The organism is Nostoc sp. KVJ3, from assembly GCF_026127265.1.
Taxonomy (GTDB): Bacteria; Cyanobacteriota; Cyanobacteriia; order Cyanobacteriales; family Nostocaceae; genus Nostoc.
Genome location: NZ_WWFG01000001.1, coordinates 1,086,074 through 1,109,073 on the forward strand (window position 1 = coordinate 1,086,074; position 23,000 = coordinate 1,109,073).

Here is a 23,000-nt window from a genome sequence, read left to right on the forward strand (position 1 = left end):
CCCCCCCAAGTTAGAGAGTTAAGGTAGCTTTTTAAAGGCTGTACTGAAACTATGCTTTATTCAAAGTTGCCAAGACCCATCATGTGATAAGCAATAACAGCAGTATCAAAGGGTTCCAGGTAATTGATATTTATGGGATTACTGGGTAAAGTAATTGATGTTTCACTCTTGTTAGAAGTAGCTGTTTGATTGTTAGCGATTCTAGGTAGTAAAATAGAACCAACAAGATTTGCCAAATTGAGCGGGTTAGCGAGTTTCATAGGTGATTTTGTGTTGGTTATTGAATATATATATTTAACTGAAATAATCTAACAACTTATGCATCACACTTAATCATTTGTAGGTGCGATCACCTGACTACAAAACTAAAAAGATGGGGGCAACACCAAATAGCCAGCCGCAGGCATCGCTTGAAAGCAGACTACTTTTGATGTGCGATGGCGTACCCGCCTAGACGCAATTATTGTCTAGCAAAAGCCAAGTCACTTTCAATTAACTTGGCATCTGTTAGATTAGCCCCACTCAAATTGCACAAGTGAAAATTTGCCCCTCTTAGGTCTGCTAGTGATAGATTAGCTCCTGTTAAATCTGCACCAGTGAGGTTAACTTCACTTAAATTAGCACTACTTAAGTTAGCCCCTCTCAGTGAAGCTTGTTGCAGGTCTGCCCCGCTTAGGTTTGTCCTCATTAGGTATGCTTTACTGAGGTCGGCTCCACTTAAATTAGCAAGGCTTAGGTCTGCTGCTGTTAAATCAGCATAACTTAGATTGGCTTGACTAAGGTCTGCCCAACTCAACTGAGCATAACTTAGGTTAATTTCACTCAGCTTTACTGATGCAAGTACTGCACACCTCAAATTAGCATTAACAAAATTTCTTTCTCCGATTGCATAACGGCGTAAAATTTCATCAGTTGTTACTCTGCCTAAAACAGCTTTTGATGCGCCTTGATAACACCATGTAGTTTCTAATAGCTTGGCAGCAGTGTTAACAGCTACCTCATCACCGGAAGCTATGATTACACCATTGCAGCCATCCCATTTACCGTTAAGCATTAGGGCAATCTCACTAGCGGCAGCAATTGAATCAAATAGTAAAACAGAGTCTTTGTGCCGTTTTAACCAATTATTCAAACCAATCGAGATAATATTTTTCATTTCTATAAGTTTTGGCACTTTCAGACGATTACGGCTCTAACTTACAGATATTAATCAACTTTGCTAACTTTACCTCTGTCTTAAGTTAAATCAAGGGAAGTCAATTATTATTAGGGTCGTCCACTGCGGTTTTTTTTTACTTGTTCGCGCGCCATAGTCGGGTCTGCCACCGGGGGCACCATCGAATGCTGCCTCCTGCCGCTAATGCTGCCTCATAGAAGGCGTGGACTGCTTCTTTTGTAGGAGCAATAAAACCAATGTGAGTTCCATTGCCAACCGTTGCAGGTTGCCCGTCGAAGGAAGTTCCCACCCAAAATTCGGGATACTGTTTGCCATAGGCGATCGCCGATCGCCCCCGGATGCTCCATAAATCGCTTACAGCCCAATGTTGGCAACACAGCATTATAGAAGGCGATCGCTCGTTCAAAATCATTAGTACCAATCGAAACGTGCGAGAGAATGCTGGGATTGTTACCCAAGAGGCAGAAGCATAATCTTTATCTTTGAGGAAAGACCATCTGACTCGTCTTTTGTAGAAACAATTTGGCGAACTCGAAGTGAGAGTGCTGGTTCTTTTATTTCTCGTGCTGTAAAATCAACATCCTTTGAATTCGGTGTTGTTGTTTTGAATTATGAGCCGAAACAGAACTAAGACAGGCGAAACATAAACAGCTTTCACATTGCTTGCCCAATTTAAACTGTTGTAAACCCTTAGCTGGACTGAATGTTAGGTTGAACTTCGCGCAACCGACGTTCCAAAAAACGACGCTCACTGTCATTTGTCACTAATTCTAGTGCCCGTGTATAGCTCTGGGTCGCTTCCTCTAATGCTCCAACACGCCGGAATAAATCTGCACGGGTGGCATGAAAGAGATGATAGCTGTCCAGTTCTGGAGCAAGGCTATCAATCAGTCCAAATGCGGCTTGAGGACTGTCTGCCATTGCGATCGCCACTGCTCGGTTCAAGGTAACAATGGGTGAGGGCTGCAAGCGTTCCAACACCTCATAGAGCCGCACGATCTGCGCCCAGTCTGTTTCTTCGGCGCGGGTTGCCTGACAATGGAGGGCGGCGATCGCCGCTTGCAGGGCATACACTCCGGTTCCAAAGAGCAACGCTTCCTCTACCAGAGGTAACGCCTCAGCAATCTGTAGATGGTTCCAACGACTGCGATCCTGATCTTCTAGCAAAATCAAATCGCCTGCCTCATCTAGACGCGCATTGCGCCGCGAATCGTGCAATAACATCAGCGCCACCAGTGCTGTGACTTCAGATGGGGGTTGGGGTGCCAGCAATTGCCGCACCAGTTGCCCCAAGCGAATCGCTTTGATGCAGAGGTCAGCCCGCACGATCGCATCTCCTTTGGTTGCGGCATAGCCTTCGTTGAAGATGAGATAAATGACTGTCAGGACTGCCTCTATCCGGGGAGCGATATCAGCCGTCTCAGGTACTTTGTAAGGAATGCCTGCGTCTCGAATTTTGCGTTTAGCACGAACTAACCGTTGTGCCATTGTTGCAGTCGGTATAAGAAAGGCGCGGGCAATTTCGTCGGTTTCCAGTCCACCCAACATTCGGAGGGTCAACGCTACTTGAGTTTCCGTTGCCAGTGCCGGGTGACAGCAGGTAAAGATTAATCGCAGGCGATCGTCTCCAATTTCATCACTGTCATAGGTTGGTTCTTCAGTGGATGGAATTAAGCCAGATGCCGCATACCACTCCAGTTTTTCGGTCAGTTTCGTGCGTCGTCGGAGGTGATCGATCGCCTTGTACCGGGCAGTTCGGATAATCCAGGCACGGGGACGATCAGGAATACCGTCGCTTTCCCACTGATTCACTGCCGCTGTAAATGCTGCCTGTGCAGCTTCTTCAGCTACATCAAAATCTCCGACCAGCCGAATCAGAATAGCAACAATGCGCCCCCATTCAGTTCGATAAAGGGCAGCAATTGCTTGAGCCACATCTATTTTTGGGATTGAAGCCATACCTTTGACAAAAAGACATAAAGAATTTTGGGCAAGGTGTCGATTTGAGCAATTCCCGTTCGACTAACTGATAAAGAGAGATAAGTTCAATTGTACTAGAAAAAATTTTTGCACTCAGGTGTCGATTTGGACAATTCCCATTCGACTTAATCACAAAGGAGGCAAGCAACCGAATGAAATATTTGCTGCTGATTTATATGGACGAAAACGCCATGAGCGACACCGAGCGGGAGCATTGCTATGGGGAATCTGCCCAACTCGCCCAGGACTTGCATACTCAAGGACAATTTCTAGCGACGGCTCCACTCCATCCTGTTGCAACCGTAACCAGTGTCCAAGTCCGTGATGGCAAATCACTCGTGACCGATGGACCATTTGCCGAAACCCGCGAACAATTGGGTGGATTCTTCCTCGTTAATGCTCAGGATTTGGATGAAGCCATTGCGATCGCCACCCGCATCCCAGGTGCAAAAGTCGGCACCGTCGAAATCCGTCCTGTCATCGAAGTTGCGGGACTACCAGCACAGCCCTGACCGAAGAGGCGGAGGGGCAGGGGGCAGGGAGCAGGGGGAGCAATCCCTGTCCCGTTCGCGCAGCGTCTCCAAGAGTTGCCGTGAAGCGGAGCGGAACATGGGTATCAAGCCCCGCCCTTCCAGGGCGTTCTTGATTGGTGGGAGTGCAAGCTCCTTCCAATCCTCCCCCTGCTCCCTGCTCCCTGCCCCCTGCCTCTTTTGACCGTCCTTAACCGCTTGAACTCAAGGAGAACCCTCATGCAAAACAATTCCAAAATCACTCCCTGTTTATGGTTTGACGATCAAGCCGAAGCCGCCGCTCAGTTTTATACGTCGATTTTTCGCAATTCCAAAATTGTCCACGTCAGTCGATATGGAGACGCTGGACAGGAAATTCACGGAAAACCAGCCGGAGCCGTCATGACTGTTAGCTTTGAACTTGATGGTCAGCCGTTCACAGCACTCAACGGTGGTCCGACCTTCAAATTTAACGAGGCGATTTCCTTCCAAATCTTTTGCGATACCCAGGCGGACGTGGACGATTACTGGCAAAAATTGTCTGCCGGTGGGGATGAAACCGCACAGCAATGCGGCTGGCTCAAAGACAAATACGGCATCTCCTGGCAAATTATTCCTCGTATTCTGATTGAGTTACTCAACCACCCCGACGCGGCAACCTCTCAAAAAGTGACCACTACCATGCTGCAAATGAAGAAGATCGAGATTGATGAACTCAAGCGTGTCGCTGCTGAGTAGCGGTTCCTTCGGAGTTGCGCTTTGCGCTAATCAGCACACCCAACCCCTCGCAATCTAACTCAAAACCATTCAACAGGAGATTTCACAATGAAAGTCATGGTCTTTGTCAAAGCAACCCAAGACTCCGAAACTGGGGTCATGCCGAGCGAACAGCTTTTAACTGAAATGGGGCAGTACAACGAAGAATTAGCCAGGGCGGGTATCTTGCTCGCTGCTGAGGGGTTTCATCCTAGCTCAAAAGGGGTGCGAGTTCACTTTTCAGGAACCGATCGCACCGTCACCCAAGGACCTTTCACTCCAGCGCCGGAGCTAGTGGCAGGGTACTGGCTGTGGCAGGTGAACTCAATGGAAGAGGCAGTTGCTTGGGTAAAGCGCTGCCTTAACCCTATGCCAGGAGACTCCGAGATTGAGATTCGTCCCGTATTCGAGGCAGAGGATTTTGGTGAAGTCCTGACACCCGCCTTAAGGGAGCAGGAAGACCGCATTCGCGCTCAACTTGAAACGCAGCAGCAAGAGTAACGTCAGCGAAGAGGACAAGGGGCGGGGGGCAGGGGGGAGAACCCCATAAATAAATTTAGGGGCTTGGAACAAGGACGTATTATTTCTCGCGCTTCGCGTCGACGCTCGCGGACTCGCTAACGCTGCGCTATCGAAATAAATGTTTTTACTTGGAGCATAAATAAATTTAGGGGCTTGCAACCCTTGTGGCAGGGGAACTCCAGTATCTTTCTCCCTTGCTCCCTGCTCCCTGCTCCCCTGCCTCTTTGGTCATCAGCAACCGCGCAAATGATGTTCATGTGCGAACGATCCGCTCATCAAAACGCAGAATCGATTACAAAAGGAGAAATCAATGCAACTCAATTCTTACCTGATGTTCAACGGCAACTGTGAGGCAGCGTTCAAGTTCTATGAACAATGTCTGGGTGGCAAGATAACTATGATGATGACACACAAAGAAGCACCTTCTGCCGAAAATGTCTCACCGGAATGGCAGGACAAAATCATGCACGCTTGCCTTGAACTAGATGATCGCCTCCTGATGGGATCTGACTGCCCACCAGGATACTTTGAAACCCCGCAAGGTTTCTACGTACAAATTAGCGTTCCTGAAATCGCTGAGGCAGAACGGCTTTTTCACGCTCTAGCAGAAAACGGCAAGGTGAAGATGGCGATCGCGCAAACCTTCTGGTCATCGCGCTTTGGCATGTTGACCGATCAGTTTGGGACACCGTGGATGATCAACTGCGAACAAACCATCTGAGCCGAATGGCACGCTTGTAAAGGGAAAATCATTGAGGCAGAAGGGGTGCAGAGGAGCAGAGGAGCAGGGGAGAAAGAAGAAGTTTAAGGTATTGCGTTCGGATATTTAAAAATTCCCCTCTGCACCCCTGCACTTCTGCAATCCTTACGCTGCTAACCTTCAGCTTAACTTAATGCCATTTCCATCTGAGCCTATACCAACATCTGTCATTCGTCCTTTGTCCTTTGTCTTTTGTAAATAGCCACTGACCACTGACCAACAACTAACTACACCAGGAGAAACCATGAGTACTCAAATTTTCGTCAACCTACCCGTCAAATATCTCCAGCAATCCATCGAGTTTTTCACAAAACTTGGCTTTCAGTTCAACCCCGAATTTACCGATGAAACGGCCACCTGCATGATTGTGTCCGAAACCATCTTTGTGATGCTTTTGACGCATGAGAAATTCAAAACATTCACGCCGAACCCGATTTGCGATGCCACAAAAAGTACCGAAGTGTTGACGTGCTTATCAGTTGAGAGCCGAGAAAAAGTGGATCGGCTGGTTCGTGAAGCCGTTGCTGCTGGTGGCACAACCTACAACGAACCTCAAGACCACGGATTTATGTACGCACATGGATTTCAGGATTTAGATGGTCACATTTGGGAACTGATTTACATGGAACCCGAAGCAACCCATCCAGTTGAGGCTGAAAGGGAAGGAGCAGGAGTGTCAGAAACCCCAGCCGTAAAGGGCGGGGCTTGAGAAAGTCCCACATCTGACCAGACTAAGTTCAAAACTTGAATTACGTTAGAGGCAAGAGTTAAAGACCTATCAGAGAATGCGTAGCTAGTTCTCTGCTCTAGAACCGAACGATTAAACAGGCTTAACGGGGTTAAACCAGTGTCGAATGGAACAGTTACCGACCTCTAACATTGTCGAAGCTAACATTTACCCGAAAGGAGGGACTTATGTCCAAAGTTTTTGTTTTAGACACAGAAAAAAGACCATTAAACCCAATTCACTCTGCACAAGCAAGACAATTATTAAGGAACAAAAAAGCAGCAGTATTTAGACGATTTCCTTTCACCATTATCTTGAAGGAATCTAGACCTGATGCATCTGTATCTGAACTCAGATTAAAGATTGACCCTGGTGCAAAAGTTACCGGGATTGCATTAGTTAACGATTCTACTGGCGAAGTTGTTTTTGCTGCTGAATTAAAGCACAGAGGTTTTGCAATCAGAGATGCAATAAATTCTAGACGACAATTAAGGCGGGGTAGACGCGCTAGGAAAACGCGGTATCGTCAACCTAGATTATTAAACAGAACCCGTCCACCAGGATGGCTACCACCAAGTTTACAAAGTCGGGTTGACAATATTAAAACCCTCGTTGATAAGTTACGCCGATTTGCACCAATCACAGCTATTAGTCAAGAGCTAGTACGGTTTGATATGCAGTTGATGCGGAATCCAGATATTCAAGGGAATGAATATCAACAAGGTACGCTACAGGGTTTTGAGACTCGTGAATACTTGCTTGAAAAATGGAATAGAGAATGTGCTTATTGTGGGATTAAAGATATTCCTTTGCAAATAGAACACATTCACCCAAGAGCGAAAGGAGGTTCTAACTCAATCACAAACCTGACACTGAGTTGCGAAAAATGTAACATTAAAAAGGGGACTAAAGATATCAAAGAATTTCTTAAAAAAGATCCTTCAAGGCAAGAGTTAATCCTGAAACAATCCAAAAGACCATTGGCAGACGCAGCCGCAGTAAACACAACTAGATTCGCATTATTGAATGCATTAAAGGCAACTGGGCTAACAGTAGAAACAGGTTCAGGAGGTTTAACTAAATTCAATCGCAGTCAACAGAATCTATCTAAAACTCACTGGTTAGATGCAGCTTGTGTTGGTAAGTCAACACCAATTCTCAATATCAAAGGTATTAAACCATTGTTGATTACTGCCAATGGGCATGGTACTCGCCAAATGTGCGGTACTGATAGGTTTGGGTTTCCAACTCGACATCGCACAAATAAACAAATCCATTTTGGTTTTCAAACAGGAGACATTATTAAAGCCATTGTTACTAATGGCAAAAAAGTAGGCGTTTATATTGGGCGTGTTTTATGTCGTGCAACAGGTAGTTTTGATATTTCTACCAATGCGGGAAGAGTATCGGGTATTAGTCATAAATATTGTTCACCAATTCATAAGAAGGATGGATACAGTTATGCTTTTTGATACCAACTTGACACAGCGATTAAAATCGCCTGTGCCTTACCCCCATGTCTGAAGCCAGGGGCTTCCACGGCGCGAGGTGTTTCGTGAACCACAACAGAACAACCAGTGGAACACAAATTCGCGAACTCATCGAAACATGAGCACACCCATTCATACAAGAAGATGAAAGATATTTGCACATCACTGAGGTTGATTCATGAAACTCTATGAATTTGCTCCCACGCGATCAATTCGAGTTCGCTGGGTTCTCCAGGAACTTGGGGTAGAATTTGAAGCAATCTCCATCAACATGCAGGCAGGTGAACACCGTACACCCGATTTTCTCACCATCAATCCCACTGGCAAGCTCCCTGTACTCATCGATGGCGAACATATCATCACTGAATCCGTAGCCATTGCTTTGTACCTCGGTGAGAAGTACCCAGAATCTAACCTAGTACCTACAGACTTGCTTCTGCGAGCACAGCTTTATCGTTGGCTCCTCTTTACTGCCACCGAATTGGAACAGCCGCTATGGCGTATCGCTCGCCACACGTTTATATACCCAGAAGAGTTGAGATTGCCTGCTGAAATACCTCTCGCTCGGCAAGACTTCACCAGTATGGCTGTCGTTTTAGAGAACCATCTGTTGGATCGGCAGTTTGTAGTGGGTGAACACGTCACAGTGGCTGATTTTGTGCTTGCTTACACACTGGATTGGGCGAACGAAGTTCAGCTACTCGCCACTTTCCCCACGCTGGTGGACTACATGGAACGAATGTACAAACGACCAAAGGCATCTGGGCGAATCGCAGCTGCACTTGCAAGTCTCAATCAGACCTCACAATGATTCGTGATCTGATCAGCCGTTTGGGTATCAGCCAGAGTGAAGTCTGGTAGATATTGTTTTACAGAGACATCCAGGACATCCAGGTTAATTTTTCCAGCTTCTACCAATTGCAGCGCTGCGATCGCTTCTAGACGCAATCATTGTCTAGCAAAAGCCAAGTCACTTCAACGATATCATCAAAGCTGTCAATCTCCTGAACAGTCTTCTTCATCTACCCAATCTTCATCCCAGAGAAGTTCATTGTAAACCTTAGTTGCTTGAGATATTTTTAGGTTGTGAGCTGCTGTCACACAATTTCTTGGTTGCCAGCCAATGAGGGCATATTTTCCATGTAAATGTCTGACAGCATTTTTGCAGTCATTAATTACTGGAATATCTTCTTTGATGTATTTCCGCAATTGGACTCCTAAACGAATTGCCTCCATTTCATAATTTTGAAAGTAGGGTTCTTCAACATCAGGTGTAGAAATCAGCAATCCTCTCACCCAGGCATGATTTTTATAGATAGCCTTCGCTACAACTAAATTGACTTGTTTTGGTGTCCAGTTGCTCCTTTGTAAAAACTTATCTATTGCTGATTCATCATCTAAATCTATATCTACGTTAGATTCTGAAAGTATTTCCGAAATATCTGTATTTTCTAGGAACAGTTCGTACCATTCTTGAAATGTTTCGGGACTAAATAGGGCTTGCTGAAAAAGAAAGAAAAGGTTGCAGTATCTAGATTATCAGACCAAAGAAGTATATTCCGGTGCAAGATTTGAAGGTAAAATAGCCCAAAATCCTTGCATGACTGTGGTCAGACGAGACAAGCGTGTATCCGATGTAACCATGTACCGAAAAGAAGAATCAACTCCAATTCCACCAGAAAATTTTGAACTTCCATTTGAGGGAAAGTTATCATCAGATAATCGTTGGGTCATTATGGCGAATTTCATACCCTGGACAGAATTTGAGTCGGAATATTCTTCCGGGTTCTCCGCAGAGATGGGGGCACCAGCAAAGTCATTTCGGATGGCGTTAGGTGCATTAATAATAAAAGAGAAACTAGGCATAAGTGACAGAGAAACAGTAGAGCAAATCAAAGAGAACCCTTATCTACAGTATTTTATAGGGATATCATCTTATAGTAATGAAACTCCCTTTGACGCATCAATGTTAGTACATTTTCGTGAAAGAATTAGTGCTGATTTTGTTAACAAAGTTAATCAAAAAATGGTGAAGAAGATGCTTGAAAAAACATCTTCGATTGACAATGAAAAAAAAACCGAAGAATCAGAAAAAGAAGTAAGTGGTCTAAAAAATCTGGGGAAATTAATATTAGATGCCACTTGTGCGCCAGGTGATATTAGCTATCCAACAGATTTAGGGCTACTAAATCAAGCCAGAAGGCAGACAGAAAAAATTATAGACTTTCTTTATGAACTGGAGTTTAGACTAAGCAATGGAAAATGACCCAGCAGGGCTGAGTTAATCAGAGACTTAGCAAAAGTATGAAGAATCTTGGGTATTAAACAGCAACAGATGGTTCTTTAGGTGGTCGTGCTACTGTTTTTTTAACAATGGGACATCGGTTTTTACGGTGACGCTTCTTTCCTTGTTGCCAACCGGGAGACTTTCCGCGAGGTTTGGGTGCAGAGGTGGGAGTACCAATGGCCGCAAAAACTCCACCTATAGCTTGAGCAACTCTTCCAGGGGTCAATTTATCTAGAGACTTCTGCCAAGGTAAAGGATTGTCAGTAACGATATCGCGGGCTAACCACAATTCCCAAGTCATCAGAGGCATGAGGTCACTCCACCGTTCACTTTGCTTAGGAGTACCAAAGTTTGGTACAGTCCAATGTAGACGCTGCTTCAAAAAGCGATACCAGTGGTCAATGGTAAAGCGACGCAAGTAAAGACACCAAACTTCTTCTAAGGGTGGCATTTCTTCTCCTACCCAAGCCAACCACAAAGGTTTGGACACTCTCATGTTACCTTGCGCGTCCAGACGTTCAACTCTGATGATTAACATTGGACGTGTAGCAGCCTGACGGAAGTGTAAATCTTTCCACAAGCTCACACGCACACGTCCTAATTTTGGGTCATTTATTTCTAATACAGATGTTGCTTCATTCCATGTTGTGGGCTCATTCAGTTTAAATTTATCACCATGCTTTTTAGGTCGCCCCTTTCCCGAATAAGCTTTTGGTTCACCCCATAAACACAGATTTGAACGCAACCGAACGAGAATATCTGCTGGAATATTCGCAGTTTTTAAGATAAAAGGCGCACAACCATATTCACTATCCCAAACTGAAATCGGTCTGGTAGGCAAATATTTACACACCTGTTTGAGTTGCCAAATTGCTTTCCCAATAGGACTTTCGGCACTTGTGATCCGTTCATGTCTTAATGGTAATGCCCAACTTCCCTCATTTTCAGGTATCCAGGCAATTGTGCTATATCCTTGACCAATGGTAATCGGTTTATTTCCTGCTATGGATGTGCCACTATGCTCATAAGTTCGCTCTTGCAACCTGACGGCATCTGGGCGTGACCAGTTTGTGTGATCTCCTGCTAACAATGGTCGTCCCTCTGCGGGGATTTGTTTGATATATAGCTGCATCAATTTCTGTCGCTGTGGCCTACTATCTTGTAGTGCCTCATAGATACTTGGCCACTTCCTTCTAAATACTGGCGATAGGGACAATTCTGCTAGGCAATAAACATTTCTAGTTAGCAATATGGCATCTGTCAACTCAAAAGTTGCATCGTGTGCTCTGCCTAAATATTTGTAGACTGCTTGACGGAATTCTTCTAATCTGGCACGTTTCATCTTGGCATCTGAGTAATGGTAGTTCGTTTCTCAGCTTCTGCCAAAAGGGGGCCTGTATTCAATCAGACACCCCTTTTCTTCTTGCTTATTATATGATAATGATAATCGAATAAGGGGGGTGGGAGAGAAACGAGCGTCGCTCGTTTCTCTCCCACCCTTTTCATGATTATCATTATTGTATTATTTTCTGAGCAGGTATACTACACAATAATTGTTAAAGGTCAGGATGCTTTAAGGCTGACAAGATAATATTTTTAACCTCTAATTCCTTTTGATTTGCGTTCTCTCATATCGCTTTTAGTCTAAACTCCAGTTATGAACAGGTACTGGGTCAATTAGATAAAAAACCTAGAACATATCGACAGGTAGCAAGAAAAGATTATCTAGAAGTAGCTAAAAAACGTCGCGTTTCCCAAAAAGACCGGAGAAAAGCTATAAGAAAACAGCTTCAATATATTAAAAGAAACTTATCTCATATTGACCAGCTAATCAGTTCAGGAGCAACTCTAAAAAATTTAATAAACAGACAATATAAGATGTTGCTTGTAGTCGGAGAAGTCTATCGTCAACAACTATGGTTATATGAAAATAAAAAACAGAGTATTAATGATCGTATCGTCAGTTTAACTCAACCACATATCCGTCCCATTGTCCGAGGGAAAGCTGGGAAAGCCGTGGAGTTTGGGGCAAAATTGTCGGCTAGTTATTACAATGGATATGTATTTTTAGACCATATTAGTTGGGATAATTTTAATGAATCAGGAGACTTAAAAGCACAAGTAGAATCCTTTAAAAACTACACTGGTTATTATCCAGAATCCGTTCATGTTGATAAAATTTACCGGACACGAGAGAATCGAGCTTGGTGTAAAGAACGAGGTATTAGAATTAGTGGAAACCCTTTAGGCAGACCTCCAGCCAATGTAAGTAAGGAAAAAAAGAAGCAAGCTGTCTTATGATGAAAGAATTCGTAATTCTATTGAGGGAAAGTTTGGGCAAGCTAAAAGAAGATTTAGCCTGGGTAGAGTGATGGCGAAACTGTCTCATACTTCTAAAACTGCAATTGCTATTACTTTTTTAGTAATGAATCTTTCTACTCAACTGTCACGCTTTAAGAGTGCTTTTTTATGTCTATTTTTGAAAACAACACCTTTTTTTCGCTCTAATATTATTGAAAATTATAGTTTAGCCAATCAAAAACAACAAAAACTTATATTTAGGGCTTGCTTGAATAACTGACCAATCCTGATCTTGCTTTTTTATGACTTTTTCAGCAAGCCCTAAATAGTTTTCTCGCTTCTTCAAATGAAATTTTCTCCCATCCAGCATCTGTAACTATTTCGTTACCAGTCTTTGCAATGAACAGATTTTCTTCTTCTACCATCCAAGGGAAGGATGTCTTCTGATGTTTTCTCTTTCGTTTACCCATTGAGCCATTGCAATGTCTATCGCCTTGCCGCCTAAACGTCTACGCACTCAACTTTAATGCTACCGTTGATTATTTGGTAGGCTTCTTTACCAAAGAGCAACTCCTGTTTGTGACACTACGTACCCCACAAGAGAAATGTACTGTTTTTTACCTATGTTCATCAGGAGTATCACCCACAAAAATCATCCACCCGGATATCCCGCCAAATGTCAGAAATCTGCCAGCCAGAGTTGCCAACAGACTGTACTGGAGGATTGTCAAGGAATGGAATATAGTCAGGTTCTCTTGGAAGAAGAATTGCTGCTGGTTGCTCATCAACTACAGGGGCTGAAGAATTGACGGTATCAGCTTGAAGATTTTGGTCTTCAGCGTGTTGGATTTCCATCATTTTCTTCAGAGTCAGCTTGTCGGATTTTTTGATGATCTTCATATCTATCTATTAAAAGTTTTCATTCACTGCTCCCCAAAGGCATCGGCTGAAAATCTGGATGACAGCAAAGTTGTGAGAAATTGGATGTTAATAATTGCACGGAATAAACAAGATACAGCAAATCTATGGAAAATACGAGTCCCTTGCTGAGGAATTTATCTTTTTCGATACAAATTTCTTTTTCGTGTAGATGCCACAATATTTTACACAGATGTTTTGGGCACTCGTTAGCCTCATAAAAACCATTAATTCTCAAAATCAAACTGGCATATATCAGTTCAGTAGGAGCTATTCAGTTTCACATCTATGTTTGTATTACCTAACCTGCACACTTGCCAAGTTACAAACGTACTTGTTGAGAATGCAAGCACCTTTGTATATATGAGTAGAAGAAATAGAAAAATAACTTTTTAGGTAAAAAACTGCTTTAACAGAAATGTATAGCCAAAAATTAGTTGCCTACTGAATACTTATGCCTACAGCGAGTTTAAAGATACGAGAAACTCTTCCTGAATTAAACGGTCGATATGTTCTGCCACTTGATGAGCTATATCTTCACCGTGAACTAGTAGTCCCATTTCCATATTTAATGTCAGAGCGTACTCAGTGAGGTTAGCACTGGAAATAAACAGGTGCTTTCTATCGGCGATCGCACATTTAACGTGTAAAGAACCATACCTTCCTTCTGAATCTGTAAGCCGCTTATTTCGTGGCCAAATAAAAATATGTGCTTGTTGGGCAATTTCCAGCCCCAATGCTGCACTGACTCCAAAAGGTATTTTACCCTTGCTAGATTCGGGGGTTTCAGCAATAATTCGCACAGTGACTTCTCGTTTCATTGCTGTTAATAATGCTTTTGCAATCTCTGGAATCTTATAAACAGCAAAACTGACAAGAATTATTTCCCGTTGTGCTTCGTGAATTAATTGTAGTAACACTTGTTCTGTTCTGCGAAGTGGTATTCCCTCACTTGTGGGGCCAGTCCAAACTAACTCAACAGACAACTCATTCTTTGCTGCCACCTCACAGTAAATTGCTGTGGCTAATGCAGACGCGATCGCACTACTGTCCAAATAAATAGCTTCCCGACACCATATTTCTAACAATTCCCCTACTAGTCGGCGAAAATTAGTATTGGGCAGTTGTTTCAAGATTGATGCTTTCAACGCAAAATCACAATATCTTGCTGGAGTAGCTATCAACAAATTAATTACAGCATCTAAAACAGGAGATGGAAGTTGTTTGGCACAGGTACGAATTTTAGCCAATAAAAGCGGTGGTAAAAAGCTCACGTTTTCTCCTCTGGGAAGAACGCTAAGTCTGCGGATAGTACAGTGGGAATAAGTACCGCACGATCCAGATACTTATTGCCGCGTTCACAGGAGGTTTCTGGGCTAAACAGACAAGCATGGCAAGCTGCCCAATGTAGTGATGTAGCTCCTTTAAAGGGAGTATGTTCTGCACACAAGGGATCAGAAGCACATAACCGCATTTGTTCTAAAGCTTGGTCTATATGGTATCCAAGTATTTTAGGCTCTCCCAAACTGACTAAACCACCCAAGGTACCTTCACTATCAGGCGCGGCGGTATAAATTAGTATGCCTGCCATTGGGCCGCCTTCTTCTTCTGGTCGTTTGGAGTAAATTCGCTCCTTTAAGCTGGCAGCATTATAACCACACTCAAGGGCCATTTGCCGCATCAGGGCGTGAGCAAAGGAGTGTAGTAAAATGTAGCGTACACCGGGAAATTTAACTTTGTCTGGATCGAGAGAACGAACATTACACCACTTTTTATGAGCATCGAATGCTTGACGCTCATAATCTTGCAATAGTTGATTTTGCTCCCATTGATGAAGTGTCGTTTCTTTGAACTGGATAAAGATACCCTCGCCTTTGACTTCACTTGCCGGTACCCATTTAGGTTTGCTGCGACTCAATGGAACCCGATGCTCTGTGAGAATTTCTCCAGAGTCAATAAAATCACCTGGGGATTGAATGCGTGTAAAGCCAATTAAGGCACGAACTTCTCGCAATCTTTCTACTAACACCACCTGCGAAAAGTAATTTTCATACCCAGATGGTGGGTTTACAGTCCGCAGTTGAAAATCTGGGGTATTAAGATTTGGGTCTGCTGCTGAGAAAATTTGCCATTCAGGTGTTTTCAAGTCCCTGACGCTTTCATCATCAAAATTGCTTTGCTGCTGAAGTTGTTTTTGTTCAACTAGCGCCCAAATTTTGTCTGTTGTGTATTTAGATAATTCCTGAAGTTGCCCCATAGCGAAGAAAGCTTGCAGTACAGCATCTAAGGCACTAAAGTTACTCGCTTTTCCCAAAATAGTCCAGTTTTGATTGACCAACTGCTCTAATTGATTGGAGGTGATGGGAATTGAGAAGGCTGAGAGTGTAATTGGAAACCAGCTGTTGGATGCTCCCAACAAGATGGTTTTCATCTGTTCGTCGCAGCTATCGTCAAAACCACGTAGATGCGGGTGACGAGCGCGACAATGCGGCATATTTTTTTTGCCTAATTCACCAAAAGCATCGGATAATCGACGTTCACTGTTGCAGCCGTTGCATTTGACTACAATATCTGTAGGTGAACCCGATACACCGTATTCCTCCAGCCTGAGTGGCCCCTTGCAGGCTGTATTACCACGATGGACAAAATATAACCAAGGAAAGTCATCTAAATGTCCGCGATCGCAGGAAACGAGGAACCGCGATGGTATTGCTGTTGGGTCTTTCTTTTGACTTTTGGGACAGTTTAGATGAACGTAACGGGTTTGGTCTGGACGATAAGAATTTTCTTTAAGTTGGAAATAAGGATATAAAGGGGCTAGCAACCGACATCTCGGACATACCATCCATCCAGGAAAGGGAGCGACGGGAATTCCTATTCTGGCATATTCGTCAAAAGGACTAGATGAAGAGGCATCTTCAGCAGGTATTGGAGGTGCAAGTAGTTTTTTAACTTGTTGGCCCAATTCACGACGAATGGCTGCAAGGAGACGCTGTTCCCCTAATTCAACTACTCCCTGTTGGGTGTTCCAGTCCTCCAAACCCATGACCATAACTGAAAGGTTTGGCAGGTCGAGTACAGCACCTACACCGAAGGAAAATAAAATCTGGCTGGGTCGCAGTTCGCCTACTCTGTATTTATAGTTAGATTGGCTCATTTTAGGGAATTGGGAATTGGGCATTGGGAATTGAGAATTGGGCATTGGGCATTGGGCATTAGGAATTGAGAATTGTGGATTATTAAACTGTATTTTTTACCTATTCTCTATTCCCCATTCCCTATTCTTTCATTGCTTGAGGTAAGCGACTAAAGTCATCATCGGGTACTTGATCTTGAAAAATTAACCCTACTGTCGGTTCGACGTTTCGCAGGGAGTTCAAACAAGTAAATTCTTGCCAAATTCCTTGACCTGCTGATTCTAATAGTTCAATGGTTAAACCATCACGCTTGTCTGTCTGATATTTGAGAGTACCGCCTCCAATCAAGTTTTGTGCTTTACTCAACCAGATATCTAATTTGGCTTCCAGTGCTTGTTTAACGAGTTTTTGGGCTTCTGTACCCGCAACTAAATTAGCGCGATCGCAAATTGTATTAATGGCAGATTGTATATAAGGATGATTGCGTTCAATTCGTCCTGCTTGGTTGTTACCGTTAAATTCTCTACCCGCCAACCGCACAAGGGATATAAACAACGCGGCTAAACCTCTGTCAATCGCACGGGGCGCAAAGGGTGTTAAAGATAGCGCTTCTACGTGTTGATAAAATGTAGCGTGGTAATGCTCAAATCTTTCGTAGTGGGATAAATCTCTAGGACGCGCCCAATTATAAACTGTAAATACGATACCAGGAAATGTCCGCCCGACACGGCTGGTAGCTTGAATATACTCGGCAGTATTTTTGGGCTGACCTGTAACAGCCATCACACCCAGGCGTTTCACGTCTACACCCACGGAAATCATATTAGTAGCAAGTAAAACATCGAGCGGTTCAAGCTGATCGACTTTTTCCCCAGCTTTGCGTTTGGCTTTGATTTGTGCTTCTCGGACTGGATCGAAGGATGTTTCTAGCCTATCTAGAACTACAGGAATATCTGTAGAATCCTTACGAGATGTAAGTTCCTCCAAGTTAATCCGCAGACGCTTTGCTAGTCCCCGACTATCCATTTTCCCAAGGCGGATGCGAATATCATCATCCACTAAGCGTCGCATACCCCCCAATTCCCGCATCGAGTTGAAGTAACCGACCAACGTCATCCAGGGGTCAGCACGATTTCCGTATTGTTTGTTTTCATACAGGTCTTGAGAAGCAGCAAGAATAGCAACATAAACTCGAATTAATGCAGCTTTTAGCCGTCGCCCTGTGGCACAAATACCGACATAGCGCCGTCCTGGATTAGTCTCATTTGGTTCTCGCTGGCGTGAGAAGAAATTATCCCCTACATCCAAGCCTTGCGGTGGAAACACTTGTACTTTCCGCAGAAATAGGTTATGCATCTGAGTTTCTGCTTGACGTATTGTTGCAGTAGAAGCTATGACTTTGGGGCGAACCTTTTTACCATCGACTTCCCAAGAGGAGAGTTGATCTACTGCGGTTTCATAAAGTCCTACTAACGTACCGAGGGGGCCGCTAATCAAGTGCAACTCATCTTGGATGATTAAGTCGGGTGGGCGTAGGGGGTTGCTGTGAATTGTTTTAGCACCGGGTAAATACGCAGTTTTTTTATGTGAATTAGTATCTTCAATATCTGATGTCCGAAAACCATGCCGTTCACAGTAACCATCTACTTGCCCAAATAGCATTTGAATTTCCCCTTTCCAAGGCATTTGGGCAAATTTATCTACCGTAGCAATCAACAGCGTGGGTAAACGACGGTAGATTTCTTCATCAACTACAAGAATGGGTAAACCTTCGCTTGAAGATTGTTTTTTACTAAACAGACAACGCCCCAAAGAGTCGCCGCAGTAAATTAGAGTACGGGCGCGACCTTTACTAAAAGATTCGACTTCAATATTTTTACCTGGGTCGATTTTAGAACCACACCACGGGCAATTTGTGAGTTGGTGAGGGGAACCGCTAGCACTTTGCTGGTACTGCCCTCGCGCTTGTTTGCAAAATTCTTCGCTTTGGTCGGTGTGGTTGGGGGTAGTGCGCTGACCTACCCACAACCCAATACGGAATGGTTCGTTTCCCCATTTAGTTGGGTTGTCTCTACGAATAGATTCGCAAGCACAAATTAAGGCAGTGGCGCGTTGAAATTGTTGTAGCGTAAGCAGGCGTAGGGTGTAGCGCATCAGGACTGCAACGCCATATTCTCCAGAACGTCCCGAAATTACTCCTTGTAACCTCCGCAAGCCGATGGTGTAGGCGGTCAAACCCAGGTAAGCTTCGGTTTTACCACCACCAGTGGGGAACCAGAGTAAGTCTGCAACAGCATCGGTTTCGTGACTCCGATCGCAATGGTGTAAGTCGGTTATGCTGGGTAAATTCAGCAAGATAAAGGCTAATTGAAAGGGAAACCAAGTAGGATTAGGAATTTTGTCTAATTCTGGTTTTGGTATTTTACCTTGGCGTGCTTCTTCTGAGTAAATAGAATGAAGACGCTGCAAGTGCATGGCTTGATTCATAAATCGGAAAGCTTCGGCTGCTTCAGGGTTGGTTTGCAGCAGCGTTAAACCTGACTGAATGCGTTGAAGAGTGCGATCGCAATTCTTAATTGCATCCTCGGCTACATCTTGGTAATCTGTCAATCCTTCATTAGGATTAGAAATCCGTTGTGCTTGTTTTTCAATCCAAACTGCGTAAGCTGTTACCAGAGGATTTAGCTTACTGATAAAATCTGCGGTTGGAGTTTCCGCAAGTTCTTTCATATCCAAAACCAATCCCGCCAATTCAGGAATTTCATCTGCTTGAGGTGGAGAGGTTTTGGGAACTTCGTAGACAGGTACAACGTTGGTAGATAATTTAACAGCACATTCTGTAGTATTTTGTGCTGTTTCGGCGTGGACACTTACCCCATGACCAATGGCGAACTCTACCTGTTTACGATAAAGCATTGCCATTGCTTTTTCTTCAGCATAAATTACCGGGTCTAGCTTACCAGCCTGACGCGGTTTGTGTCGCTTGAGAAAAATATCAAGATGTTGAAAATCTGCTGATTGTACGCTTAATTCTGGTTGAAATAACCACGCTTCATCACGTAATTTAGCGGGTTCTTTTTGCCCATTAATTAAAAACAAGCTAACAATCCAATCCCCGTTAGTTTGTTGGCGAATTTTGCCTTGTACTTGCACTTGGGGATATTCTGAATGCACCGTCCATTTAGGAATTTCTCCCTCACTCAGAGGAATGGGAGGTGAATTTCCTAGAATTTGTTGGCGCTTCCATACCATTTTGGGTGTATCATCTTTTTTGGTAATAGTTTCGCTTTTAGTGCGTTTATATTGTCCCCAACCTGCATTAATTTGCAATACTTTGGCTGCACCACTAACGCAAAAAGTCATCCCAAAAGATGACGGAAACATCGTTTCAGCAGGTGGTACACTAACCTCAGTTGTGCCTTCCTCGACAGTACCTTTACCAACTACAGCCAATTCATCAAGAAGTTCTGGTTGTTGATAGTCAACTTCTCTAAATAATTCGTCTTGCACTTCGTCAGCCACAACCGATTTATTTACAGTCTCAGCACTGATGCGGCGTTGTTGCGGTGCGAGTAACCCTACAAGATAGCGATCGCTTACACTATCCTCATCTACTTCTTCTTCCTCACCACCCGCAGGCCCAAGTAAATCTGCCAGTACTGCTTTTTCTAATTCATCACGAATTTTATAAGGTGTGGGTAACTGCGATTCCAGAATTTTAATAGTTTCATCTGCTTTTACTTCTAGCTTTTCCTCAACAACCGGATCAATCGCAAGTATAAATTTCTCTTCTAATAATTCACCTTCGTTTGTTGAAGGTATAAATTGCGTTTCTAATAGTTTTCTCTGTTCCCAAAGTTGAGGAGTTACTTTAGTTTCTAGCGGCTTTTTCTTAGAACGCGATTTTTTAACTTTCGGCTTCTGCTTGTTAAAGAAATTGATGATATCATTAGCAATTTTCTCTGCAATATCTCCATTTATTAACCAATCAGCATCTTCTACTTGATCGATTCCGTCCAGTAAAACCACAAGCTGAGATTCTGGTGCAGACACAACCGCACTCCAATCAAGCTGAATTTGATGTTCCCGCAGTTGTTTGTTGATATTTAGTAAATCCAATTCACCTGGAAGTACAGAAGGAAGCTTAATAATTTCCATATTGCTAATAAAAGTAATAACCCACTAAATATTAATAATTATTCTATTCCCCATTCCCTATTCCCTATTCCCAAGATTCCACAATTGAGAATCAAATTTTTCCAAGAGGAGAGAAGAGTTGCTTGCAGGAACAATAACCAACAATGCCCGCATAGCGCGAGTCATACCAACAAATAGAGTCCGGCGATCGCGTGCTAAAATTTCTGTAATTTCATCCTCCGGTGTACCTTTGGGAATTGTTGGATAGGTTGCATCCAAAAATCCGGCGATCGCTACAATGGGAAATTCTAACCCCTTCGCAGCTTTAAGCGTAATAACTTTAACACCTTGTTTATTTAAGTCCAAGTCTTTGCTAGACATGAAATGCGCTTCTAAACCTAAGTATGAAAGTTGACCAGCTATTTTTGTACCAGCACTTTCTGTCGGCACAATTACGGCACAAGCGTTAATACCCAACCGAAATTCACGGGCAGCACTTTTGCAAAATCGTACCAGTAATTCGGCTTCATCCCCTGGATTATTTACGGCACGGACAGCCGGTGGTGGGCCATTGTGGATATAGTCTCTAGCTGGAGAACGAGAAATTTCTCCGATTCCCAATTCCCCATTCCCCATTCCCCATTCCCTCATCATCTAAAATCGAACTTGCCAAGTAAGATATTGCAGCTTCGTTAATTTCGCGGGTGGTGCGGTGATTAACGCGCAGTACTCCTGTGCGTCCGACAAATTTCAAGTCTTGGCTAACGTCACTCCATCGAAAGCTACTACCATATATGGATTGATTGGCATCGGCGGTAATGAACAGGCGGTTAGGGTGACGGCAGACTTGAGTCAAAATACGTAAAGTATTGGGGTCTAAATCTTGGGCTTCGTCAATTACTACTGCATCATAAATCGGCGGGTTATCCATCTCCCGTAATGTTTCCAAGGCACGGGTACGGACTTGCTGCCAAGTTTCGAGTTCTTGTTTTTCTAGCAACTGGTAAAATTGTTGACGCAAGTGCCAGATTGCTTGACGTTGCGTTTTGTTAAGGGAAATTGCCCTACCGCTTCGTGGCGTTGCTTGATATGCTTCGAGAGTTTTGATTTCGCGTGCTTCGATAACTGTAGCAATTTCATCGATAAGATAATCAATACTCAGACGTTTTAACGTTTGTTCTTGCGCTTGACGTTGTAGTAGGTTGCCTTCTAGAGAATCAATTGCGTAGATTAGCGCCTGCTTGATGGTTTTTCGCAGGACATTACCAGAAGCAATATTGGGTTTTCCGGTACTTTGGGAAATGACTGACGCAATTATTGCATCGGCAGTTTTGACATTAACATACTGTATGTCTTCGCCTAGCAGACTTGCTAAAAGTTGTTGAGAAAACGCAACCAGTGCATTTGTATAGGTTGTAAATAGGATTTTAGGTTTTTCGATTCCGTTGGCTTGGAGTGTTTCTACCAACGCACGAACACGGTAAAGTGCAACGGTACTTTTTCCCGTACCGGGGCCACCTTTTAGCAGTGTAGGGCCAGAAGCGTTAATTGCCCAACTGACGAACTTTTCTTGTTCGGGATTGAGTTTGAGTAAAAATCCCAGCAACTCACCTTCAGTGAAGCGCAATAAATCATCAGTGCTACCCGTAACAAAGCTGGGTTGGTTCAGAACTTGATCAAAATTGGGTTCAGCAATACAATCAAAAATGCGATCGCACCACTTACCTGGTAAATTGACTGCCATTAAATCATCTAATGTCCGACACGCGGTTAATGTTGCCCAATATTCTTCTGGTAGTCGCAACCTATGAAGCAAATCTTCGGTAATTTCCACCGGTAGCGGGCTTTCTGTGTTGGAGGTATCAGGCAAAACCAAGTTTGGGGTATAAGTTGGTTTTACAGCCAGCAATGCTTCTACATCCGGTAGAGTGCTGATATCAATATCGGTTGTTTCAGCAACTAGCTTATCGCCTTTGTATACATCTTTACGGGCATCTACACCCAGCAAGATTACCCATTGATCGCCAAAAGTATAAATTATGCGATAGTCCCCTGAACGCAAGCGATACACATCACCCTTGTAACCATGTAATTTCTTCTTTAAATTACCGTGGGGTTTGGGATCATCCCGCAATACTTCGATTTTCTCCAATATTTGCACCACATACTCTTTAGGGATAGCTAAGAGTTGATTGGTGAAGGTGGGTTTGTGGATAATCTCGAAGATCATGGTAGATGGGTATCTATACGTAGATATGATTAGGTTTTTTTAAGTGTTATTCAAAATTATACTCAATGA

21 protein-coding genes and 2 pseudogenes are annotated in these 23,000 nt (G+C 43.6%); 9 read left to right on the forward strand and 14 right to left on the reverse strand.

The window, feature by feature from the left end; all coding sequences use genetic code 11:
* Window positions 1–56: 56 nt before the first annotated feature.
* The 4 genes from GTQ43_RS04470 to GTQ43_RS04485 all read right to left on the reverse strand — a co-directional run bounded on the left by GTQ43_RS04470 (window position 57) and on the right by GTQ43_RS04485 (window position 3,136).
* Entirely contained in the window at window positions 57–260 is a 204-nt protein-coding gene (locus tag GTQ43_RS04470; protein ID WP_265271027.1) for a hypothetical protein, read from the reverse strand.
* A 200-nt stretch (window positions 261–460) separates the two neighbouring features.
* The gene (locus GTQ43_RS04475; protein ID WP_265271029.1) at window positions 461–1,156 is read right to left on the reverse strand and encodes a pentapeptide repeat-containing protein; all 696 of its coding nucleotides are present in this window, start codon (window positions 1,154–1,156) and stop codon (window positions 461–463) included.
* Between the two features lie 136 nt (window positions 1,157–1,292).
* Window positions 1,293–1,589 carry a hypothetical protein gene (locus GTQ43_RS04480; RefSeq protein ID WP_265271031.1) on the reverse strand — a complete coding sequence of 99 codons (297 nt, stop codon included), beginning with the start codon at window positions 1,587–1,589 and terminating at the stop codon, window positions 1,293–1,295.
* Window positions 1,590–1,867: 278 nt separating this feature from the next.
* The gene (locus GTQ43_RS04485) at window positions 1,868–3,136 is read right to left on the reverse strand and encodes an RNA polymerase sigma factor (RefSeq protein ID WP_265271033.1); all 1,269 of its coding nucleotides are present in this window, start codon (window positions 3,134–3,136) and stop codon (window positions 1,868–1,870) included.
* A gap of 173 nt (window positions 3,137–3,309) precedes the next feature.
* On the opposite strand from GTQ43_RS04485, the gene GTQ43_RS04490 reads away from it, so the two are divergent.
* From GTQ43_RS04490 to GTQ43_RS04505, 4 genes are all read left to right on the forward strand, one after another.
* Complete coding sequence (locus tag GTQ43_RS04490; RefSeq protein ID WP_265271035.1) at window positions 3,310–3,669, forward strand: YciI family protein; 360 nt, start codon at window positions 3,310–3,312, stop codon at window positions 3,667–3,669.
* A gap of 237 nt (window positions 3,670–3,906) precedes the next feature.
* Complete coding sequence (locus GTQ43_RS04495; protein ID WP_265271037.1) at window positions 3,907–4,404, forward strand: VOC family protein; 498 nt, start codon at window positions 3,907–3,909, stop codon at window positions 4,402–4,404.
* An 87-nt stretch (window positions 4,405–4,491) separates the two neighbouring features.
* Window positions 4,492–4,923, forward strand: coding sequence for a YciI family protein (locus GTQ43_RS04500; protein WP_265271039.1), 432 nt, complete (start codon window positions 4,492–4,494; stop codon window positions 4,921–4,923).
* A 331-nt stretch (window positions 4,924–5,254) separates the two neighbouring features.
* A complete protein-coding gene (locus GTQ43_RS04505; protein WP_094332174.1) occupies window positions 5,255–5,665 on the forward strand; it encodes a VOC family protein in 411 nt (136 codons plus the stop codon).
* Window positions 5,666–5,824: 159 nt separating this feature from the next.
* On the opposite strand, the gene GTQ43_RS04510 is transcribed toward GTQ43_RS04505, so the two are convergent.
* Window positions 5,825–5,950 (reverse strand): hypothetical protein, encoded by a 126-nt coding sequence (locus GTQ43_RS04510; RefSeq protein WP_265271045.1) that lies wholly within the window; start codon window positions 5,948–5,950, stop codon window positions 5,825–5,827.
* Here GTQ43_RS04510 and GTQ43_RS04515 point away from each other — a divergent pair.
* The 3 genes from GTQ43_RS04515 to GTQ43_RS04525 all read left to right on the forward strand — a co-directional run bounded on the left by GTQ43_RS04515 (window position 5,949) and on the right by GTQ43_RS04525 (window position 8,732).
* Window positions 5,949–6,413 (forward strand): VOC family protein, encoded by a 465-nt coding sequence (locus GTQ43_RS04515; RefSeq protein ID WP_265271047.1) that lies wholly within the window; start codon window positions 5,949–5,951, stop codon window positions 6,411–6,413. The genes GTQ43_RS04510 and GTQ43_RS04515 overlap by 2 nt on opposite strands.
* A gap of 206 nt (window positions 6,414–6,619) precedes the next feature.
* Window positions 6,620–7,903, forward strand: a complete 1,284-nt coding sequence (gene iscB / locus GTQ43_RS04520; RefSeq protein WP_265271049.1) for an RNA-guided endonuclease IscB — start codon at window positions 6,620–6,622, stop codon at window positions 7,901–7,903.
* A gap of 196 nt (window positions 7,904–8,099) precedes the next feature.
* Window positions 8,100–8,732, forward strand: coding sequence for a glutathione S-transferase family protein (locus tag GTQ43_RS04525; RefSeq protein ID WP_089131498.1), 633 nt, complete (start codon window positions 8,100–8,102; stop codon window positions 8,730–8,732).
* A gap of 185 nt (window positions 8,733–8,917) precedes the next feature.
* Here the strand turns inward: GTQ43_RS04525 and GTQ43_RS04530 are convergent, their stop codons facing one another.
* Window positions 8,918–9,208 (reverse strand): hypothetical protein, encoded by a 291-nt coding sequence (locus tag GTQ43_RS04530; RefSeq protein ID WP_265271055.1) that lies wholly within the window; start codon window positions 9,206–9,208, stop codon window positions 8,918–8,920.
* A 355-nt stretch (window positions 9,209–9,563) separates the two neighbouring features.
* Between GTQ43_RS04530 and GTQ43_RS04535 the strand changes: the two are divergent.
* Window positions 9,564–10,157, forward strand: a pseudogene (locus GTQ43_RS04535) (transposase); the annotation flags it as partial.
* 85 nt (window positions 10,158–10,242) lie between these two features.
* Here GTQ43_RS04535 and GTQ43_RS04540 read toward each other — a convergent pair.
* Window positions 10,243–11,550, reverse strand: a complete 1,308-nt coding sequence (locus GTQ43_RS04540) for an NF041680 family putative transposase (protein ID WP_265270371.1) — start codon at window positions 11,548–11,550, stop codon at window positions 10,243–10,245.
* Window positions 11,551–11,852: 302 nt separating this feature from the next.
* Here GTQ43_RS04540 and GTQ43_RS04545 point away from each other — a divergent pair.
* Window positions 11,853–12,789 (forward strand): annotated as a pseudogene (locus GTQ43_RS04545) (transposase); the annotation flags it as partial.
* A gap of 31 nt (window positions 12,790–12,820) precedes the next feature.
* Here the strand turns inward: GTQ43_RS04545 and GTQ43_RS04550 are convergent.
* The 7 genes from GTQ43_RS04550 to GTQ43_RS04580 all read right to left on the reverse strand — a co-directional run bounded on the left by GTQ43_RS04550 (window position 12,821) and on the right by GTQ43_RS04580 (window position 22,931).
* Complete coding sequence (locus GTQ43_RS04550; RefSeq protein ID WP_265271056.1) at window positions 12,821–12,979, reverse strand: hypothetical protein; 159 nt, start codon at window positions 12,977–12,979, stop codon at window positions 12,821–12,823.
* Window positions 12,980–13,148: 169 nt separating this feature from the next.
* Window positions 13,149–13,409 carry a hypothetical protein gene (locus GTQ43_RS04555; RefSeq protein WP_029631390.1) on the reverse strand — a complete coding sequence of 87 codons (261 nt, stop codon included), beginning with the start codon at window positions 13,407–13,409 and terminating at the stop codon, window positions 13,149–13,151.
* 476 nt (window positions 13,410–13,885) lie between these two features.
* Window positions 13,886–14,701 (reverse strand): DISARM system phospholipase D-like protein DrmC, encoded by an 816-nt coding sequence (gene drmC / locus GTQ43_RS04560; RefSeq protein WP_265271059.1) that lies wholly within the window; start codon window positions 14,699–14,701, stop codon window positions 13,886–13,888.
* Window positions 14,698–16,584 carry a DUF1998 domain-containing protein gene (gene drmB / locus GTQ43_RS04565; protein ID WP_265271061.1) on the reverse strand — a complete coding sequence of 629 codons (1,887 nt, stop codon included), beginning with the start codon at window positions 16,582–16,584 and terminating at the stop codon, window positions 14,698–14,700. The genes drmC and drmB overlap by 4 nt, the downstream gene beginning before the upstream one ends.
* 121 nt (window positions 16,585–16,705) lie before the next feature.
* Complete coding sequence (gene drmA, locus GTQ43_RS04570; protein ID WP_265271062.1) at window positions 16,706–20,722, reverse strand: DISARM system helicase DrmA; 4,017 nt, start codon at window positions 20,720–20,722, stop codon at window positions 16,706–16,708.
* A 57-nt stretch (window positions 20,723–20,779) separates the two neighbouring features.
* Window positions 20,780–21,337, reverse strand: a complete 558-nt coding sequence (locus GTQ43_RS04575) for a 3'-5' exonuclease (protein ID WP_265271063.1) — start codon at window positions 21,335–21,337, stop codon at window positions 20,780–20,782.
* A complete protein-coding gene (locus GTQ43_RS04580; protein ID WP_265271065.1) occupies window positions 21,288–22,931 on the reverse strand; it encodes a UvrD-helicase domain-containing protein in 1,644 nt (547 codons plus the stop codon). The genes GTQ43_RS04575 and GTQ43_RS04580 overlap by 50 nt, the downstream gene beginning before the upstream one ends.
* Window positions 22,932–23,000: the final 69 nt, after the last annotated feature.

What these genes read in the sequence shown, in the direction of transcription:
- GTQ43_RS04515 (WP_265271047.1), top strand. Translation starts at nt 5,949, where the DNA reads ATGAGTACTCAAATTTTCGTCAACCTACCCGTCAAATATCTCCAGCAA.
- iscB (WP_265271049.1), top strand. Translation starts at nt 6,620, where the DNA reads ATGTCCAAAGTTTTTGTTTTAGACACAGAAAAAAGACCATTAAACCCA.
- GTQ43_RS04550 (WP_265271056.1), bottom strand. Translation starts at nt 12,979, where the DNA reads ATGGGTAAACGAAAGAGAAAACATCAGAAGACATCCTTCCCTTGGATG.
- GTQ43_RS04555 (WP_029631390.1), bottom strand. Translation starts at nt 13,409, where the DNA reads ATGAAGATCATCAAAAAATCCGACAAGCTGACTCTGAAGAAAATGATG.
- GTQ43_RS04525 (WP_089131498.1), top strand. Translation starts at nt 8,100, where the DNA reads ATGAAACTCTATGAATTTGCTCCCACGCGATCAATTCGAGTTCGCTGG.
- GTQ43_RS04580 (WP_265271065.1), bottom strand. Translation starts at nt 22,931, where the DNA reads ATGATCTTCGAGATTATCCACAAACCCACCTTCACCAATCAACTCTTA.
- GTQ43_RS04500 (WP_265271039.1), top strand. Translation starts at nt 4,492, where the DNA reads ATGAAAGTCATGGTCTTTGTCAAAGCAACCCAAGACTCCGAAACTGGG.
- GTQ43_RS04495 (WP_265271037.1), top strand. Translation starts at nt 3,907, where the DNA reads ATGCAAAACAATTCCAAAATCACTCCCTGTTTATGGTTTGACGATCAA.
- GTQ43_RS04510 (WP_265271045.1), bottom strand. Translation starts at nt 5,950, where the DNA reads ATGGTTTCTCCTGGTGTAGTTAGTTGTTGGTCAGTGGTCAGTGGCTAT.
- GTQ43_RS04480 (WP_265271031.1), bottom strand. Translation starts at nt 1,589, where the DNA reads ATGATTTTGAACGAGCGATCGCCTTCTATAATGCTGTGTTGCCAACAT.
- GTQ43_RS04490 (WP_265271035.1), top strand. Translation starts at nt 3,310, where the DNA reads ATGAAATATTTGCTGCTGATTTATATGGACGAAAACGCCATGAGCGAC.
- GTQ43_RS04540 (WP_265270371.1), bottom strand. Translation starts at nt 11,550, where the DNA reads ATGAAACGTGCCAGATTAGAAGAATTCCGTCAAGCAGTCTACAAATAT.
- GTQ43_RS04575 (WP_265271063.1), bottom strand. Translation starts at nt 21,337, where the DNA reads ATGGGGAATGGGGAATTGGGAATCGGAGAAATTTCTCGTTCTCCAGCT.
- GTQ43_RS04475 (WP_265271029.1), bottom strand. Translation starts at nt 1,156, where the DNA reads ATGAAAAATATTATCTCGATTGGTTTGAATAATTGGTTAAAACGGCAC.
- drmB (WP_265271061.1), bottom strand. Translation starts at nt 16,584, where the DNA reads ATGAGCCAATCTAACTATAAATACAGAGTAGGCGAACTGCGACCCAGC.
- GTQ43_RS04505 (WP_094332174.1), top strand. Translation starts at nt 5,255, where the DNA reads ATGCAACTCAATTCTTACCTGATGTTCAACGGCAACTGTGAGGCAGCG.
- GTQ43_RS04470 (WP_265271027.1), bottom strand. Translation starts at nt 260, where the DNA reads ATGAAACTCGCTAACCCGCTCAATTTGGCAAATCTTGTTGGTTCTATT.
- drmA (WP_265271062.1), bottom strand. Translation starts at nt 20,722, where the DNA reads ATGGAAATTATTAAGCTTCCTTCTGTACTTCCAGGTGAATTGGATTTA.
- GTQ43_RS04485 (WP_265271033.1), bottom strand. Translation starts at nt 3,136, where the DNA reads ATGGCTTCAATCCCAAAAATAGATGTGGCTCAAGCAATTGCTGCCCTT.